Origin of the sequence: Rhizobacter sp. (assembly GCF_032229685.1) — a bacterium.
Classification (GTDB): Bacteria; Pseudomonadota; Gammaproteobacteria; order Burkholderiales; family Burkholderiaceae_C; genus LMDS01.
In genome coordinates this window covers 26,576-43,262 of the sequence record NZ_JAVTWP010000030.1, presented here as the reverse complement: position 1 = coordinate 43,262, position 16,687 = coordinate 26,576, and the positions used below count along the sequence as shown (strand labels likewise).

Here is a 16,687-nt window from a genome sequence, read left to right as displayed (position 1 = left end):
TCAAGCCGGTTGCGCGGTGCTGCGGCGCGTGGCGTTGGCCGCCGTCTTGAACGGGTCGAGGCCGACGCGCTTCACGGTGTCGATGAACCGTTCGTTGTTCGCGCGCTGTTCGCGGTAGGTCTCGATCACGGCTTCGAGCACGTCGGCCACTTCGTCGGCGGCGAACGAGGGCCCGATCACCTTGCCGGCCACGGCGGTGGTGGCGAGCGCCGAGCCGTCGGAGCCGCCCAGCGACACCTGGTACCACTCCTTGCCGTCCTTGTCGACGCCGAGAATGCCGATGTGGCCGCTGTGGTGGTGGCCGCACGAATTGATGCAGCCGCTGATGTGCAGGTCGATGTCGCCGATGTCGTAGAGCGTGTCGATGTCGTCGAAACGCTGCGTGATCTCTTCGGCGATCGGGATCGAGCGGGCGTTCGCCAAGGCGCAGAAGTCGCCGCCGGGGCAGGCGATCATGTCGGTCAGCAGGCCGATGTTGGGGGTGGCGAAGCTGGCGTCACGCGCCGCGTTCCACAGGCCGAACAGGTCGGTCTCGAGCACCCAGGGCAGCACCAGGTTCTGGTCGTGCGAGACGCGGGCCTCGCCGAAGCTGTAGCGGTCGGCCAGGTCGGCCGCCGCTTCGAGCTGCACGTCGGTCGCGTCACCCGGCGCCTGGCCGGCACGCTTGAGCGACAAGGTCACTGCGCGGTAGCCGGGCACTTTGTGCGCGTGCGTGTTGCGCTCCAGCCAGCGCTGGAAGCCGGCCGGCGCATCGGCCGGGGCCACCCAGGCCGGCATGCCGGCGGCGCGCGGTGTCACGCCGGCGGGAGTGACGAAGCTCGCATTGACCCGGTCGAACTCGGCCTGCGGGATCAGGTGTGCCGTGCCCTGCACGTCGTCGTTCAGGATGTGCTCGAACTCCTCGTTCACGTCGTCGACGAAACGCTGGCCTTCGGCCTTCACCAGGATCTTGATGCGCGCCTTGTACATGTTGTCGCGCCGGCCGTGCTTGTTGTAGACGCGCACGATCGCTTCGATGAAGACGAGGATCTGCTGCCAGGGCAAGAACTCGCGGATCACGGTGCCGATCACCGGCGTGCGACCCATGCCACCGCCCACACGCACCTCGAAGCCGACTTCGCCGGCGGAGTTGCGCAGCACGCGCAGGCCGATGTCGTGCCACGCGGTCGCAGCGCGGTCTTCGGCGGCACCGGTGACGGCGATCTTGAACTTGCGCGGCAGGAAGGCGAACTCCGGGTGCAGCGTGCTCCACTGGCGCAGCACTTCGCAGTAGGGGCGCGGGTCGATCGCTTCGTCGGCGGCCACGCCGGCGAAACAGTCGCTCGTGGTGTTGCGGATGCAGTTGCCGCTGGTCTGGATGCCGTGCATGTCGAAGTCGGCGAGCAGGTCCATCACGTCGGCGCTGCGCTCGAGCGGGATCCAGTTGAACTGCATGTTCTGCCGCGTCGTGAAGTGGCCGTAACCGCGGTCGTACTCGCGCGCGATGCGGCCGAAGGCGCGCAGTTGCGTCGAGTTCAGCTCGCCGTAGGGCACGGCGATGCGCAGCATCGGCGCGTGGCGCTGCACGTACCAGCCGTTTTGCAGGCGCAGCGCACGGAAGTCTTCGTCGGGCAGGTGGCCGGCGAGGTGGCGCTCGAGCTGGTCGCGGAACTGCGCGGCACGCTGGTGCACGAAGAGTTTGTCGAAGGCGGTGTAGTGGTACATGAGGTCAGGAGATCACTTTGAGTCCGGCGCCGACCAGCGACACGCACAGCAGCGTGCGCACCAGCTTTTCGGGCATCTTGCGGGTGAGTTGCGCGCCGAGCCAGATGCCCGGGATCGAGCCGATCAGCAGCGCGCCGAGCAGTGGCCAGTCGATGTGCCCGAGCGTGGCGTGGCCGATGCCGGCCACGAGGGTGAGCGGCACGGCGTGGGCGATGTCGGTGCCCACCACCCGGTGCGATTCGAGGCGCGGGTACAGCAGCATGATCAACGTGGCGCCGATCGCGCCGGCGCCGATCGAGCTCAGCGACACCAACACGCCGAGGACCAGGCCGCACAGAAGCGTGAGCAGCGGCTTGCGGTGCTCGGGGATCCAGCGCTCCAGGCGCAGGCCGATGCCGTGCCAGACCTGCTTGAACGCGACGGTCACGGCGGTCAGCAGCAGCGCGATGCCGAGTGAAAAGGTGAGGGCACTCGCCCAGCCCTTGGTGATGCCGGTGAAGTGCATCAGCGCGATGGTGGCGAGCGACGCCGGGATGCTGCCGGCCAGCAGCCAGCGTGTGATGCGCCAGTCCACATGCCCGGCCTGGTGGTGCGAGAGCGAGCCGGCGGTCTTGGTGACCGCGGCGAACCACAGGTCGGTGCCGATCGCCACGGCCGGGTTGAGCTTGAAGACCGACAGCAACAGCGGCGTCATCAGCGAGCCGCCGCCCACGCCGGTCATGCCGACGATGGCGCCGACGCCGAAACCGCTCAAGATTGCAATGAAGTCCATGACATGCCCGGTTCGAAGCCTGAAAGCGAGTGCGCCCACGCTTCGGGAGCAGGGAATGTACTGATCTTTCATATGCCAAGGAATTACATTTTCGTTGGATGTTTATTCCTCATGAGAATGAAGAGCCGGCGCGGTGCTGACTTCTAGAATCCCCCGATGAACACGGAAGAGCGCCTGGAGCCCGGGCTGTCGATGCGGCGGCGCTGGGTGCTGGCCGGCCTGGCGAGCACCCTCGCGGCGTGCACGACCGTGCCCAAGCCCGTGGCCGTCGAAGCGCCGCCACCCGCTGCACCGCCGGCCGTGGCCGCGCCCAAGCCGCCGCCGCGCCCGCCCCGCATCGGCCTGGCATTGGGTGGTGGCGCGGCGCGTGGGTTCGCCCACATCGGCGTGATCCAGGTGCTGGAAGAAAGCGGCATCAAGCCCGATCTGGTGGTGGGCACGTCGGCAGGCAGCCTCGTGGCGGCGCTGTACGCGTCAGGCAAGAGCGGTGCGGAGCTGGCGCTGCTGGCCGACTCGATGGACGAATCGGCCTTCACCGACTGGTCGTTCCCCGGGCGTGGCCTGATCCGCGGCGAGGCGCTGGCCAAATACGTGCGCGACCACACCGGCGCGCGTTCGATCGAGCAGATGCGCACGCCGCTGGGCATCGTGGCGACCGACCTCGACAGCGGCCAGCCAATCCTGTTCCAGGTCGGCGACCCGGGGGTCGCGGTGCGCGCGTCGAGCGCGGTGCCGGCGGTGTTCCAGCCGGTGCGGATCGGCACGCACGAGTATGTGGACGGCGGCCTCGTGTCGCCGGTGCCGGTGCGCTTCGCCCGGCAGATGGGCGCCGAGGTGGTGATCGCTGTCGACATCTCGGCCGCGCCCGACGGCAACGCCACCGGCGACCCGATGCGCATGCTGCTGCAGACCTTCGCGATCATGGGGCGCAGCATCAACAGTTTCGAACTGCGTGATGCCGACGTGGTGCTGCGACCGAAGCTGCCTGGTGTGTCGGGCGCCGACTTCACCTCGCGCAAGCGCTCGATCCAGGCGGGCCGCGAAGCCGCACTCGCGGCGCTGGCGGCCCTGCGCGAGAAGATCGCGCAGAAGATGCTCTGACGCGCGCGCAAAACAAAACGGCCCGGTGCGAACACCGGGCCGAAAGGTACCTTGAAGGGAGGAATCAGGGTACCGAGGAGACAACCTTCAGGAAAACCACAGGCGTGGGCCCATGGTTCACATCAGATGGCCACTCCCCGGCAAAGTTCAAGCGGGCAACAAATGTTTACCCGGCCCGATCGCCAGAGGCCTGGCTTCGAAAAGCTCAGGCAGCGCGCTTGGCCTTGGTGGCCTTGACGGCGGTGGCGCTCAGCGACTGGAAGTTCGCTTCAGCAGCGTCGGTCGCTTGCTTGACGGCCTTCTGCACGCCTTCGAAAGCGTTGTTGGCAGCGGCAACAGCCGACTTCACCAGGGCGACGGCGTTCTCGCTGCCGGCCGGTGCGTTCTTGACGGCGCTGTCGACGACCGACAGGAACTTCGATTGCGCTTCCGAGGCGGTGGCTTCCACGGCCTTGCTCACTTCGGCGCCGGTGGCGGCAGCGATGTCGTACACGTGGCGGCTGTAGGCGGCAGCCTTTTCGGCGGCCGGTTGCAGCAGGCCGGCTTGCAGGGCCAGCAGTTCTTGCGCGTCTTTCACCGACAGGGCGGCCTTGGTGGTTTCGGCAGCTTCGCCCATCGCGGCCTTGGCCACTTGCAGGTTCAGTTCGACGAGCTTCTCGACGCCTTCGAAAGCCTTGCTGGTCAGGCCGAAGAGGGTTTCGACGTTCGACTTGTAGGCGGTAGCGACTTGTTCGGCGGTCATGTAGGACATGAGGATCTCCAGTGGTTGAAACGGATTCAGGGAGTGCTTTGCGGCTGAATGCTGCACTGCAACATGAACTGAAGTATATCGACGCCTGCCCGCATTGCAAGGAGTTTTTGCTGCATTGCAGCAATCTAGGGGTCGGGTTCTAACCGGGAGGCGTCGGCACAATCGGCTGAACCTCCTGTGCCGCGCCTCCCGATGCAAGCGTTCTATGCCGATCAGTTCGTCCTGCCGCTGCCGGCCGGCCACCGTTTTCCCATGCCCAAGTACCGCATGCTGCGCGAACGCCTCTACGGTGTGCCCGAGATCCGCATGGGCCAGGCACTCGAAGCCAGCGACGGCGAACTGGCCCTGGCCCACACGCCCGCTTACCTGAGCGCGGTGATCGACGGCACGCTCAGCACGGCCCAGCAGCGCGAGATCGGGTTCCCGTGGAGCGAAGCGATGGTCGCACGCGCCCGGCGCTCGGTGGGCGCCACGATCCTGGCGGCACGCGCCGCCCTGGCCCACGGTGTGGCGGCGAACCTGGCCGGTGGCACGCACCACGCCACGGCCGACAAGGGCGGCGGTTTCTGCGTCTTCAACGACGTGGCCGTCGCCGCGCGCCTGATGCAGGCCGAGTGGCACCGCACGCGCCGCCAGCTGCTGCGCGTGGCCGTGGTCGACCTCGACGTGCACCAGGGCAACGGCACGGCATCGATCTTCCGCGACGACACGACGGTGTTCACGCTCTCGATGCACGGCGCGAAGAACTTCCCGTTCCGCAAGGAAAGCAGCGACCTCGACGTCGACCTGCCCGACGGTTGCGGCGACACCGACTACCTTCGCGCACTCGACGCGGCGCTGGGCGAGCTCTGGGCGCGCCACGGCGCGAACCCGCCGCAGCTGATCTTCTACCTCGCCGGCGCCGACCCGCACGAAGGCGACCGCCTCGGCCGCCTCAAGCTCACAACCGAAGGCCTGGCAGAACGCGACCGGCGCGTGCTCGCGGCGGCCCGCGAGCGCCGCATTCCGGTCGCACTGTCGATGGCCGGCGGTTACGGCCGGGTCATCGAAGACACGGTGCAGGTCCAGTTCAATACGCTGCGCGAAGCGCTGGGCAGCTGGCGGCAATGGAACAATGCGGCCCCATGAACGAGCCCAGCACTGCGCCCGCCCGCCCCGCACCGCGCCCCCGCGCCGACTACCGCCACTTCACCGGGATCACCACCCGCTGGATGGACAACGATGCTTACGGCCACGTCAACAACGTCGTCTACTACAGCTACTTCGACACCGTGGTGAACCAGTACCTCATCGCTGCCGGCGCACTCGACGTCGAGCGCAGCCCGGTGATCGGCCTGGTCGTCGAGACGCACTGCAACTACTTCGCGCCGCTCTCGTTCCCGCACCCGGTGGACGCCGGCCTGCGTGTCGCGCGCATCGGCTCGTCGAGCGTGCACTACGAGATCGGCCTGTTCGCGGCCGGGCAGCCGCTGACCGCGGCGCACGGCCACTTCGTCCATGTGTACGTCGACCGGGCCACGCGCCGCTCGACGGCGCTTCCCGCCCCGCTCGTTCAAACCCTGCAAGGACTGCTGTGACCCCGACCCCCGAACAGACCGCCGCCGTCGACGCTGCCATCACCACCCGCCGCTCGCTGCGCGCCTTTCTGCCCACGCCGGTGCCGCGTGCCAGCATCGAAGCGATTCTTTCGGTCGCGGCGCGTTCGCCTTCGGGCACCAACACGCAGCCGTGGAAGGTCTACGTGCTGACCGGCGAGGCCAAGACCAGCCTGTCGCGCAAGATCCAGGCGGTCTTCAACGACCCCGTCGAGCGCGAGAAGCACAGCGAGGAATACGCCTATTACCCGACCGAATGGAAGTCGCCGTTCATCGACCGGCGCCGCAAGGTCGGCTGGGACCTGTACGGCCTGCTCGGCATCGCCAAGGCCGACAAGGCGCGCATGCACGCGCAGCACGGCCGCAACTACGACTTCTTCGACGCGCCGGTCGGGCTGATGTTCACCATCGACCGCGTGATGCGCCAAGGCAGCTGGCTCGACTACGGCATGTTCCTGCAGAGCGTGATGGTCGCGGCGCGCGGGCGCGGCCTCGACACCTGCCCGCAGGCCGCGTTCATGCAGTTCCACCGCATCATCAGCGCGCACATCGGCGCGCCTGAGAACGAACAAGTCGTGTGCGGCATGTCGCTCGGCTTCGCCGACCCGAACGCGGTCGAGAACACGCTCGTGACCGAGCGCGAGCCGGTGAGCGCCTTCACGCGCTTTCTGGAATGAGCGTCGACGCTGGTCAGCTCTCTGCCTGGTGGGGCCTGCCGTTCGCCGGCATGCTGCTGTCGATCGCGCTGATGCCCTTGCTTGCACCGAAGGTCTGGCACCACCACGTGGGCAAGATCGTCTTCGGCTGGTCGGCCGCCTTTCTCGTGCCGTTTGCGATCATGTTCGGTGTCGGCGAAGCCGGCCACAGCCTGGCGCACACGCTGCTCGGCGAGTACATCCCGTTCATCGTGCTGCTGACGGCGCTGTTCACTGTGGCGGGGGGCATCTACGTGCGCGGCAACCTGCACGGAAGCCCGGGCCTGAACACGGCGCTGATGGCGATGGGTGCGGTGCTGGCGAGCTTCATGGGCACCACCGGCGCAGCCATGCTGATGATCCGCCCGCTGATCCGCGCCAACGACAACCGCCGGCATGTGGCCCACGTGATGGTGTTCTTCATCTTCATCGTGGCCAACGCCGCGGGCTCGCTCACGCCGCTCGGCGACCCGCCGCTGTTCCTCGGTTTTCTCAAAGGCGTGGACTTCTTCTGGACCGCCGCGCACATCTTCCCCGAGACGCTGTTCCTGGTTGGCGCACTCCTGATCATCTTCTACGTGATCGACCGACACTGGTACGTCAAGGAGGGTTGCGTGCCTGTCGACCCCACCCCCGACAACCCGACGATCGGCCTCGACGGCGCCATCAACCTGCTGCCGCTGCTGGCCGTGATCGCGCTGGTGCTGATGAGCGGCCTCTGGAAGCCGGCCACGGTGTTCATGGTCTTCGGCACCGAGGTCGGCCTGGCGCAACTGGTGCGTGACGGCGGGCTGGTGTTCGTCACCTTGGTCTCGCTGGCCATCACGCCGGCCGGCGTGCGTGCCGCCAACGAGTATTCGTGGGCGCCGATGAAAGAAGTGGCAACGCTTTTCATCGGCATCTTCCTGACGATGATCCCGGTGCTCGCCATGCTGAAGGTGGGCGAGGCCGGTGCCTTCGCCGCCGTGGTGCGCGCGGTGACCGGGCCCGACGGCCAGCCGCTGCCCTGGGCCTACTTCTGGTTCAGCGGCGTGCTCAGCTCCTTCCTCGACAACGCGCCGACCTACCTCGTTTTCTTCAACCTCGCCGGGGGTGACGCGCCGACGCTGATGACCACGCTGGCGACCACGCTCGCCGCCATCTCGGCCGGTTCGGTTTTCATGGGCGCCAACACCTACATCGGCAACGCGCCCAACTTCATGGTCAAGGCCATCGCCGAAGACCGTGGCATCCGCATGCCGAGTTTTTTCGGCTACATGCTGTGGTCGGGCGCGGTATTGATACCGCTGTTCGTCTTGATCACCCTGATCTGGTTTCGCTGAGGAGTATTCATGAGTCGCCCCGCCATCCTGTTGTCGCGCGCCGTTTTCCCCGAGGTGGTGGAACGCCTGCGCGAGTTTTTCGACGTCGAGACCAACGACACCGACACGGTCTGGCCGCAGGCCGAGTTCGTCAAGCGTTTGCAGGGCAAGGTCGGTGTCTTCATGACCGGCACCGGCAGCGTGAACGCCGAACTGCTCGCCGCCTGCCCGCAACTGCGCGCCGTGTGCAGCATGGCCGTGGGCTACAACAACATCGACGTGCCGGCCTGCACCGCGCGCAAGGTGCTGGTGAGCAATTCGCCCGACGTGCTGACCGAAACCACCGCCGACTTCGGCTTCGCGCTGATGATGGCCACCGCGCGCCGCATCACCGAGAGCGAACATTTCCTGCGCCGCGGCGAATGGAAGCAATGGAGCTTCGACATGTTCGCCGGTGCCGACGTGCATGGCGCCACCCTCGGCGTGCTCGGCATGGGCCGCATCGGCCAAGCGATCGCGAAGCGTGGTGCGCTCGGCTTCGGCATGAAAGTGATCTACCACAACCGTTCGCACCTCGACGCCGCCACCGAAGCCGCGCTCGGCGCGCGTTACGTGAGCAAGGAAGACCTGCTGCGCGAGGCCGACCACCTCGTGATCGTCGTGCCCTACAGCGCTGCTTCGCACCACCTGGTCGGCGCGGCCGAACTGGCGCTGATGAAACCCACCGCCACGCTGACCAACATCGCACGCGGCGGCATCGTCGACGACGCGGCGCTGGCGCAAGCCCTGCGCGACAAGCGCATCGCCGCCGCCGGGCTCGACGTGTTCGAAGGCGAGCCGAGCGTTCACCCTGACCTGCTGACCGTGCCCAACGTGGTACTCACGCCGCACATCGCGAGCTCGAGCCTGCCCACACGCCGAGCGATGGCGAACCTGGCGGCCGACAACCTGATCGCTGCGCTCGGTTTCGGGCCGAACAAGGGCCGGCCGCCGACGGCGCTCAACCCTGAAGTGCTGGCTTGACCGGCCCAGCGTGTAGGAACACACCCACACGCCAAGCCCCTGCCCCCCGATGGCGGGGCGCTGGCGCCTGTGCGAGCATGGCCAGATGACTTCAGGCACCTTCCAGAAATATCGCGGGCGCCTGATCGCGGCCTTCTTGCTGGCCGCTGTGGCCATCGGCTTCGGCGTGGGCGAATCGGCGGGCTGGCCTTTTCTGGGCGGGCCCTTGCAGCGCTGGGTCGGTCAGACCATCGACCGCCGTGTCAGTTTCAGCGCCGACGCCGCGCTCAAGCCCGTACTGCGGATCCATCTGCTCGGCGGCGTGAAGGTCGAGGCCGCGCACATCGAGATCGGGGCGCCGGCCTGGAGCTCGGCGCCGCACATGCTGCTGGCGCGTGACGCGCAGCTGACCCTGGGTTACGGCGACCTGATCCGGGCCGGCTTCGGCGCGCCGCTGCACATCCGCGCGTTGCGCGCTGCAGAGCTCGACCTGCGGCTCGAGCGCCAGAGCGATGGCAAGGCCTCGTGGCAGTTCGGCGCCAAGACCGACACACCCGATCAGGCCGAACCCCCCGCACGCCTGCCGACGTTCGGCCGCCTGATGGTCGGCAACGGCACGGTGGCGGTGCGCGACGCATTCATCGACATGCTGCTCGACGGCAAGTTCGCCCTCACCGACAGTTCGTTCGCGGCGGCCGGCGGTGGCGCGAGCGGCCTGAAGCTCGACGCCACCGGCAAGTACCGCGGGCAGCCGATGAGCGTGGAGATGCAGAGCAACGGCGTGCTCGCGGTCGTGGCCGACGACGCAGAAACCGTGGCTCTGCCGGTCACGCTGACCGCGAAGTCGGGGGCGGCCAGCCTCTCGTTCAAGGGCACCGCGACCGATGCGCTGAAGCTCACGGCGCTCAAGGGCCGCTTCGTCGTGCAGGGGAGTTCGCTGGCCGCGGTGGGAGACCCGCTGCGCGTGACCTTGCCCACGACCGGGCCATTCCGCGCCGAAGGCCTGATCGCGAAGCAAGGGCTGGTCTGGAACGCGTTGTTCGACGAGGTCAGCATCGGCTCGAGCCGCCTGGCAGGCGCGTTCACCTTCGACCCGCGCCCGCGCCTGCCTTTGTTGTCTGGCCGGCTCACGGGCACCAAGCTCGCGCTCGCCGATCTGGGCCCCGCCGTCGGCACGCCGGTGCGTAAAGGGGCTGTGCCGGTGGCCACGCCAGCCTCTGCGCCGGCGCGCGCCGGCAAACGAAGCGGGCACGTTCTGCCCGACCGCGAGTTCGATCTGCCGGCGTTGCGCGCGATGGATGCGAACGTGCTGATCGCCATCGACAAGCTCGATCTCGGCAATGGCCTGCTGCAGCCGCTCGAGCCGCTGCGCACCCACCTCGTGCTGGCGGGCGGCGTGCTCACCTTGCGCGAACTCGAAGCCCGCACCGGCCAGGGCCGACTGCTCGGCACGGTGCAGCTCGACGGCAGCGACGCGCAGGCGCTGTGGACGGCCGACCTGCGCTGGGACGGCGTGCGCCTGGAAAGCTGGATCCAGCAAGACCGCAAGGACAAGGGCGCGCCGCCCTACGTCACCGGCAGCCTGAATGGCCGCGCACGCGTGGCGGGGCAGGGCAAGTCGACGGCGGCGATTCTGGGCAGCCTGCGTGGCGAGGCGCGCATGCACGTGGTCGACGGCACGATCTCGCACCTGGCGGTCGAAGCCGCGGGTCTCGACATCGCCCAGGGCCTGGGCCTGCTGATCAAGGGCGACGACGCGTTGCCGATCCAGTGCACCGTCGTCGATCTGGTCGCGGATCAAGGCTTGTTCAAGCCGCGCGCGATGGTGCTCGACACGGCCGACTCCACGCTGTGGGTCGACGGTTCTCTGTCGCTCGCCACCGAAGCGCTCGACCTGCGCGTGGTGACCACGCCCAAAGACTTCAGCCCGCTCGCATTGCGCTCGCCGGTGCATGTGCGCGGCACCTTCGCCGACCCGGCCATCTCGGTCGACAAGGGCAGGCTCGGCACGCGGCTCGGCGCTTCGGCGCTGCTGGGCTTGCTGAACCCGCTGGCCGCGGTGATACCGCTCATCGACTTCGGCAGCAGCGACGAGGCGAAGCGGGGCGGCGAGTCGTGCCGCGCGCTGTCGCAACGCATCAAGGCCCGGCCTGCACTCGCGGCGCCGGCCATGCCCGCCAAACGCGGCGGGTAGGACAAGAACTACGCAGGGCGGCGGCACCGTCCGCTGCCCTTCGGGCGGCCCGGTTCAGATACTTCGATCACTGTGTTTTTCATTCACCGTTTTTCGAAGGAACGCCTCACCATGATCACCCTCCAGCATTGCAAGACCGGCATCGCCACCGCAGCACTCGCCCTGTTCGCCACCACGGGCGCATTCGCGGCCGGCACCATGAGCAAGGCCGACATGGCCACCGCCAAAGACCGCATCTCTGCCGACTACAAGGCCGAGAAGTCGGCCTGCGACAAGTTCAGCGGCAACGAAAAAGACGTGTGCGTCGAGCAGGCCAAGGGCAAGGAAAAAGTCGCCCGCGCCGAGCTGACCTACAAGGACACCGGCCTCGCCAAAGACGCCAACAAGCTCGCCGTGGCCAAGGCCGACGCCACCTATGCGGTCGCCAAGGAAATGTGCGACGACAAGGCCGGCAACGTGAAAGACGTCTGCGTGACCGAAGCCAAGGCGACCCACGACAAGGCCCTGGCCGATGCCAAGCTCGACAAGAAGATCGTCTCGGCCGTGAAAGACACCGCCGAAGACAAGCGTGATGCAGACTACAAGGTCGCCACCGAGAAGTGTGACGCCCTGGCCGGCGACGCCAAGGCCTCGTGTGTCAGCGCTGCCAAGGCCCGCTTCAACAAGAGCTGAGTCGCTTCACGCCCCCAAAGAAGCCGGCCCGTGCCGGCTTTTTTCATGGGCGCCTTCACTCCATGTCGGCGCCCTGCAGCACCGACAGGAATGCAGCGAGCGCCGTGCCCTCCGCCAGACCGGGCGCCCTGTCGAACACTTCGAGTTCGTGGGCGTCGCAGTAGCCGCACACCCAGCGCTGCGAGTTCGGCCCGGTGGCCGACGGGCTGGCGAGCAGCAGCCGCACGTCGGTGTGGCGGGTGTCGCGCGCGATCTTGTCCATCAGCGCGCGCACGGCTTTCTCGTCACCTTCGATCAGCTGGCAGAAGCGCTCGCCGTCGAAGAGCAAGGCGCCGTTGATGCCCTGAGCCGGGTTGTTGCGGCGAGCCGTGTCGGCGATCTCTTTCATCACTTCCCAGTTGCAGTCGGGCGCGAGCCGGCTCACGTACAACAGCTGGAAGGGGTTTTCTACACTCAGCATGGAAGGCGAGGCCAAGGGCCCCAGCGTTGTTCAAGCGAGCCGAATGTAGCCGTGCGGGGCACGGTTCGATGTGTCGAATGACACAACGTGTACGCTCTGCCACGCGCACCCGCCGGGCCGGCGCAGCCCCAACGCCTGAAAGCCATGCCGTGAACATCGTCGCCTGCCAAGCTTGCCCCTTGCGCACCTTTCCGCTGTTCACCGGGCACTCCGAGGCCGAGCTGGCCTTGATCGAAACGCTCAAGCGCGACCAGCTCGTGCTGCCGGCCGAACACAGCGTCATCGACGAAGGCCAGGTCGACGCACCGCTCTACACGCTGCTGAGCGGCTGGGCCTTCCGCTTCAAGACCTTGAGCGACGGCCGCAGGCAGATCCTCAACTTTCTGCTGCCCGGCGACTTCATCGGTGTGCAGCAGAAGATGGGCGACTCTGCGGCGCACGGAGTTCAAACGCTCACGGAAGTGATGCTGTGTGTGTTCCGGCGCGACGCGCTGTGGGAATTGCACCGCTCGGCGCCGACCCTGGGCTTCAACGTGACCTGGCTGACGGCGCACGAAGAATCGCTGGTCGACGACACCTTGCTGTCGGTGGGCCGGCGCAGCGCCGAAGAGCGCATCGCCACGCTGCTGGTGCTGCTGTTCAAGCGCATGGCCGCGCTGCTGCCCGACGCTGGCGAGAAGGGCGTGCCGTTTCCGCTCACGCAGCAGCACATCGCCGACGGCCTGGGCCTGTCGCTGGTTCACACCAACAAGACCCTGCGCAAGCTCGAGCGGCGTGGTCTGCACCGCATCGAAGACGGCCGGCTGTGGCTGCGCGACGTGAAGGCGCTCACCCGCATCGCCGACCTGTACGGCGACGGCAAGCCGGCAGCACGGCCGCTGATCTGATCGTTCCGTCCTACACCGCTATCGGTGTGTTCCGATGGTGGGTGGCCCACGCGCTGCCTAGTCTTGGGGCATGAAACTCCACGACACAAAAAAGCGCACGGCAAGCAAGCCTGCTGCACCGCCGACCCCCGTGCCCTCGGAGCCGCCGCTGCCGCACGAACGTGACGAGAGCAGCCGCATGACCGGGGGCGTGCCGAGCAAGGTGGTTCAGCAAGGCGCGCGCGATCTGAATCGCGGGCTCGAAGACACGAGCCGCTCGCCCGAGGCCGACCGCGCCTACAAGAAGCTCAAGAAGTAATGCCTGGTGGTGCCAGCGATTTCGGTGGCCCGGCATGGCCTAGTTCCACCGCGAGCGCGGCACCCAGCAGGAAGATCTGGCTCGACCAGTACACCCACACCAGCAGCGCCGCGAACGAGCCGGCGGCGCCGAGTGCCGACTGCGTGGCGGTGGTCGCGATGTACAGGCTGATGCCGTAGCGGCCCACCATGAAGAGGCCCGCCGCCACCGCGGCACCGCCGAGCGCATGGCGCATCGGCAGGCGGCCGTCGGGCAGCCAGCGGATCAGCAGCGCGAACAGCAGCGCGATCACGCCCCACGACCAGATGTTCTCGGCGGCCACCAGCAGCGGCGCGAGCAGGGGCCACGACAGCGCGACCCAGCGCAAGGCCATCAGCGAGAGGCCTTGTGCGAGCATCGCCACCGACAACAGGAAGCCGCTGCCCAGCACCACGCCGATCGACAGCAGCCGAACGCGCAGCAGGCGCCACCAGCTGAACGGGCCGTCGGACTCGCCCAGCATCGCCTGCAGCGCGGCGCGCAGTTCGACGAACACGCCGGTCGCACCGACCAGCGTGACGCCGAGCGCGAGCCACGAGCCGAAGGCCGCCGGCTGCTGGCCGGCGCTGGCGATCGAACGCTGCGCGAGCAGGTCGGCGAGCGTCTTCGTTTCGCGCTCGCCGATCATGCGTGACACCGCGTCGAGCACCGCGGCCTGCGCCGCTTCGCTGCCGAGCAACCACACCATCACGCCGGTCACGACCACGAGCAGCGGCGCGATCGAGAACGCGGCATAGAAGGCCACGGCCGCACCCTGGCGCATGCCGCCGGCGTCCATGTAGCGGTTGACAGCGGCCCACAACACACGCGCGGCACGTGCCGGCAGCCGACCCGACGTCATCAGCAACTGGAACAGCGCTGCGGCGAGGTTGCGGGCCCGCTCCAGGAGTGCCGCCATACCGCGCTCAGCCCTGCATGAGCTGCGCGAGGCGCCGGCCCGGCCGCGTGTGCTCGGCCACCACTTTCAGCAGCACCACGAGCGCGGGGCCGAGCAGCAGGCCCCACACGCCCCACAGCGCGCCCCAGAACACCACGCCGATGAACACGGCAGCGGCATTCATCTTCGCGGCGCGGCCTTGCAGCCAGGCGGTGACCACGGTGCCGATCAGCGTCGACATCAGAACGATGAACGCCGCCATGCCGAGCGCGGCGCCGATCGAACCGTGCGCCAGAAAGGTCTCGGCCGCGCCCAGCCCGGTGAGCAGCGCCATGCCGAGGTAGGGCACCACGTGCAGCACCGCGGCGGTCACGCCCCAGCCGCCGGCGTCGGGCAGCCCGGCCATCGCGAACGCCGCCCAGACGACCAAGCCGACGACGGTGTTGGTGACCAGCAGCACGCCGCCGTAGATGTGGATCTGGCGCACGCACTCGTTCGCTGCGTGTTCGGCGCGCAGCTTGAGGCCGGGGCGCTCGTCCCAGAGCCCGAGAAAGCGGTCGGCCAGAGGCTTGCCGCCCGAGAGCACGAAGAAGGCGATGAAGAAGATGATGGTCAGGTCGCCAGCGAACTTGAGCAGGGCGCTCGAGCCGGTGACGGCGGTGTCGCGCAGCACCACGGTGGCGGTCTGCGAGATGCTCACCGGCGGCGTGGCCGCGGCTGCGGCGCTGGCGGCGATCTCGGCCTGCCTGGCGGCAGCGGCCTTGGCGCGTGCGGTCTGGATCAGCGGTTTGGCGCCCGCCAGCCGCTCGGCCGCGCGGTCGAGTTCGCGGAACGCGACCCGTGCGCGCTGCAATACCGAGTCGGCGCCGGGTTCGGAGTCGGAGACCTGTTGTGCGACCAGGCTGATCATTTCCGGAACACGCCCGGCCACGCGGCCGAGCTGGTCACCGAACGCCGCGGCCGCCAGCCCGAGCAAGGTCATCACGAACATCAGCGTGATCAGCGTGGCGGCGATGCGGCTGCGCAACCAGCGCTCCAGCCGGCTCGTGAGCGGCAGCACCAGCAGCGCGAGCATCAGCCCGGCGGTGAGCGGGATCAGGAAGCTGCGGCCCCACCACAGCGCCACGATCACGGCCAGCGTGGCCATCACGGTCACGGCGACGCCAGAGCCTGGTGTGTCGTGATCGTGGCGGTCGCCGTGCGGTGTTGCGGGGTCCATGGGTGCCTGCGGAAGAGGGCAAAACAATGCCCCGCGGTTCGGTCAGGAACCCGGGGCGCGAAAGACGCCGGCCGGTGCTGCCAGCCTGCGTCTTCGGTCGCAGTGCAGTTTACGGCCGCACGACGATCGCGTTCTTCACGCTCTTGACGCCGTTGGTCTTCATCGCGATGTCTTCAGCGGTCGAGCGCTCGTTCTGGTTCTTCGCGAAGCCCGAGAGCATGACCGTGCCGTTCAGCGTTTCGACGCTGATGGCGGTCGCGTCGACTTCCTTGTTGCCGACGTAGCGTGCCTTCACCGCGGTGGTGATGGCGGTGTCGTCGACGTAGGCGCCGGTGGTTTCCTGGCCGCGCTGCACAGCGCAGCCCGACATGGCGACGAGGGCGAAAACGGTGATCGCCGAAGCGAGTTTGGTGCGCATTTGCATGGTGAATCTCCTGGGAGTGGTTGTCGAGAGTTGTGACTTGTCAGGGTGGCGCTTGGCCCCACCACCCATGGGCTGGTATCTGTGCCGCTGACGCCGCTCAGGCCGTCATCCAGTCACTGAGTTCGTCGGCGTGCTCCTGCTCCTGGCTCAGGATCGTCTCGAGCAGTCGGCGCGTGGTGGAGTCCTTGTCGCCGATCAGCGCGATCATCTGGCTGTAGGCCTCGATGGCCACGCGCTCGGCGATCAGGTTGGCCTTGATCATGGCCTTCAGGTCGCTCGAATCGTCGTACTCGGCGTGGCTGCGTTCGAGCAGCGTGGCCGGCGAGAAATCGGGCTCGCCACCGAGCTGCACGATGCGTTCGGCAATGCTGTCGGCGTGTGCGCTTTCTTCCTGCGCATGCACCATGAATTCTTCGGCGATCTTCGGCGAGGCCAAGCCCTTGGCGGTGTAGTGGTGGCGCTTGTAGCGCATCACGCACACCAGCTCGGTCGCCAGCGAGTCGTTCAGCAGCTTGATGATGTCGTCGCGCCACGGTCCGTAGCTCGGGGTCACGGCGCCTTGGTCGAGCGAACGCTTCGCCGCCTCGAGACCTTCTTCGTTCAACGCCAGGCGGTCGTTCTTGCCGACGGGCAGTTGGGTGATGCTGGCGCTTTCTTTCTTCTGGCTCATCGCTGGCTCCTGATTGGCAATGAATG

Annotated in this window: 18 protein-coding genes; 10 read left to right on the top strand and 8 right to left on the bottom strand. The window is 67.7% G+C overall.

Features of this window, described 5'->3' with window-relative positions:
- Together AC30PD_RS10895 and AC30PD_RS10890 are read right to left on the bottom strand one after the other, a co-directional pair.
- Complete coding sequence (locus AC30PD_RS10895) at window positions 1–1,704, bottom strand: nitrite/sulfite reductase (protein WP_489535687.1); 1,704 nt, start codon at window positions 1,702–1,704, stop codon at window positions 1–3.
- Between the two features lie 4 nt (window positions 1,705–1,708).
- Entirely contained in the window at window positions 1,709–2,476 is a 768-nt protein-coding gene (locus AC30PD_RS10890) for a sulfite exporter TauE/SafE family protein (protein ID WP_489535686.1), read from the bottom strand.
- A gap of 192 nt (window positions 2,477–2,668) precedes the next feature.
- Here AC30PD_RS10890 and AC30PD_RS10885 point away from each other — a divergent pair, with 192 nt between their 5' ends.
- A complete protein-coding gene (locus tag AC30PD_RS10885) occupies window positions 2,669–3,577 on the top strand; it encodes a patatin-like phospholipase family protein (protein ID WP_489535845.1) in 909 nt (302 codons plus the stop codon).
- Window positions 3,578–3,782: 205 nt separating this feature from the next.
- Here the strand turns inward: AC30PD_RS10885 and phaP are convergent, their stop codons facing one another.
- Entirely contained in the window at window positions 3,783–4,328 is a 546-nt protein-coding gene (gene phaP, locus AC30PD_RS10880) for a TIGR01841 family phasin (protein WP_489535685.1), read from the bottom strand.
- A gap of 192 nt (window positions 4,329–4,520) precedes the next feature.
- On the opposite strand from phaP, the gene AC30PD_RS10875 reads away from it, so the two are divergent.
- From AC30PD_RS10875 to AC30PD_RS10845, 7 genes are all read left to right on the top strand, one after another.
- A complete protein-coding gene (locus tag AC30PD_RS10875; RefSeq protein WP_489535684.1) occupies window positions 4,521–5,456 on the top strand; it encodes a histone deacetylase family protein in 936 nt (311 codons plus the stop codon).
- On the top strand, window positions 5,453–5,905 hold the full coding sequence (locus AC30PD_RS10870) for an acyl-CoA thioesterase (protein WP_489535683.1): 453 nt from the start codon (window positions 5,453–5,455) through the stop codon (window positions 5,903–5,905). Before AC30PD_RS10875 ends, AC30PD_RS10870 begins: the two co-directional genes overlap by 4 nt.
- Window positions 5,902–6,600 (top strand): nitroreductase, encoded by a 699-nt coding sequence (locus AC30PD_RS10865; RefSeq protein ID WP_489535682.1) that lies wholly within the window; start codon window positions 5,902–5,904, stop codon window positions 6,598–6,600. The genes AC30PD_RS10870 and AC30PD_RS10865 overlap by 4 nt, the downstream gene beginning before the upstream one ends.
- On the top strand, window positions 6,597–7,940 hold the full coding sequence (locus AC30PD_RS10860; RefSeq protein ID WP_489535681.1) for a sodium:proton antiporter: 1,344 nt from the start codon (window positions 6,597–6,599) through the stop codon (window positions 7,938–7,940). The genes AC30PD_RS10865 and AC30PD_RS10860 overlap by 4 nt, the downstream gene beginning before the upstream one ends.
- 9 nt (window positions 7,941–7,949) lie before the next feature.
- Window positions 7,950–8,942 (top strand): 2-hydroxyacid dehydrogenase, encoded by a 993-nt coding sequence (locus tag AC30PD_RS10855; RefSeq protein WP_489535680.1) that lies wholly within the window; start codon window positions 7,950–7,952, stop codon window positions 8,940–8,942.
- An 85-nt stretch (window positions 8,943–9,027) separates the two neighbouring features.
- Window positions 9,028–11,115 carry an AsmA family protein gene (locus AC30PD_RS10850; RefSeq protein WP_489535679.1) on the top strand — a complete coding sequence of 696 codons (2,088 nt, stop codon included), beginning with the start codon at window positions 9,028–9,030 and terminating at the stop codon, window positions 11,113–11,115.
- Window positions 11,116–11,226: 111 nt separating this feature from the next.
- Window positions 11,227–11,787 (top strand): hypothetical protein, encoded by a 561-nt coding sequence (locus tag AC30PD_RS10845; RefSeq protein ID WP_489535678.1) that lies wholly within the window; start codon window positions 11,227–11,229, stop codon window positions 11,785–11,787.
- A 55-nt stretch (window positions 11,788–11,842) separates the two neighbouring features.
- On the opposite strand, the gene AC30PD_RS10840 is transcribed toward AC30PD_RS10845, so the two are convergent.
- Window positions 11,843–12,247 (bottom strand): BLUF domain-containing protein, encoded by a 405-nt coding sequence (locus AC30PD_RS10840; protein ID WP_489535677.1) that lies wholly within the window; start codon window positions 12,245–12,247, stop codon window positions 11,843–11,845.
- A 149-nt stretch (window positions 12,248–12,396) separates the two neighbouring features.
- Between AC30PD_RS10840 and AC30PD_RS10835 the strand changes: the two genes are divergently transcribed.
- Together AC30PD_RS10835 and AC30PD_RS10830 are read left to right on the top strand one after the other, a co-directional pair.
- Complete coding sequence (locus AC30PD_RS10835) at window positions 12,397–13,134, top strand: Crp/Fnr family transcriptional regulator (RefSeq protein ID WP_489535676.1); 738 nt, start codon at window positions 12,397–12,399, stop codon at window positions 13,132–13,134.
- 70 nt (window positions 13,135–13,204) lie between these two features.
- Window positions 13,205–13,432, top strand: a complete 228-nt coding sequence (locus AC30PD_RS10830) for a hypothetical protein (RefSeq protein WP_489535675.1) — start codon at window positions 13,205–13,207, stop codon at window positions 13,430–13,432.
- On the opposite strand, the gene AC30PD_RS10825 is transcribed toward AC30PD_RS10830, so the two are convergent.
- From AC30PD_RS10825 to AC30PD_RS10810, 4 genes are all read right to left on the bottom strand, one after another.
- Window positions 13,422–14,369 (bottom strand): YihY/virulence factor BrkB family protein, encoded by a 948-nt coding sequence (locus AC30PD_RS10825; protein WP_489535674.1) that lies wholly within the window; start codon window positions 14,367–14,369, stop codon window positions 13,422–13,424. The genes AC30PD_RS10830 and AC30PD_RS10825 overlap by 11 nt on opposite strands.
- 7 nt (window positions 14,370–14,376) lie before the next feature.
- Window positions 14,377–15,567 (bottom strand): AI-2E family transporter, encoded by a 1,191-nt coding sequence (locus AC30PD_RS10820; protein ID WP_489535673.1) that lies wholly within the window; start codon window positions 15,565–15,567, stop codon window positions 14,377–14,379.
- 109 nt (window positions 15,568–15,676) lie between these two features.
- The gene (locus tag AC30PD_RS10815) at window positions 15,677–15,991 is read right to left on the bottom strand and encodes a BON domain-containing protein (RefSeq protein WP_489535672.1); all 315 of its coding nucleotides are present in this window, start codon (window positions 15,989–15,991) and stop codon (window positions 15,677–15,679) included.
- Between the two features lie 97 nt (window positions 15,992–16,088).
- The gene (locus AC30PD_RS10810; RefSeq protein ID WP_489535671.1) at window positions 16,089–16,661 is read right to left on the bottom strand and encodes a ferritin-like domain-containing protein; all 573 of its coding nucleotides are present in this window, start codon (window positions 16,659–16,661) and stop codon (window positions 16,089–16,091) included.
- Window positions 16,662–16,687: the final 26 nt, after the last annotated feature.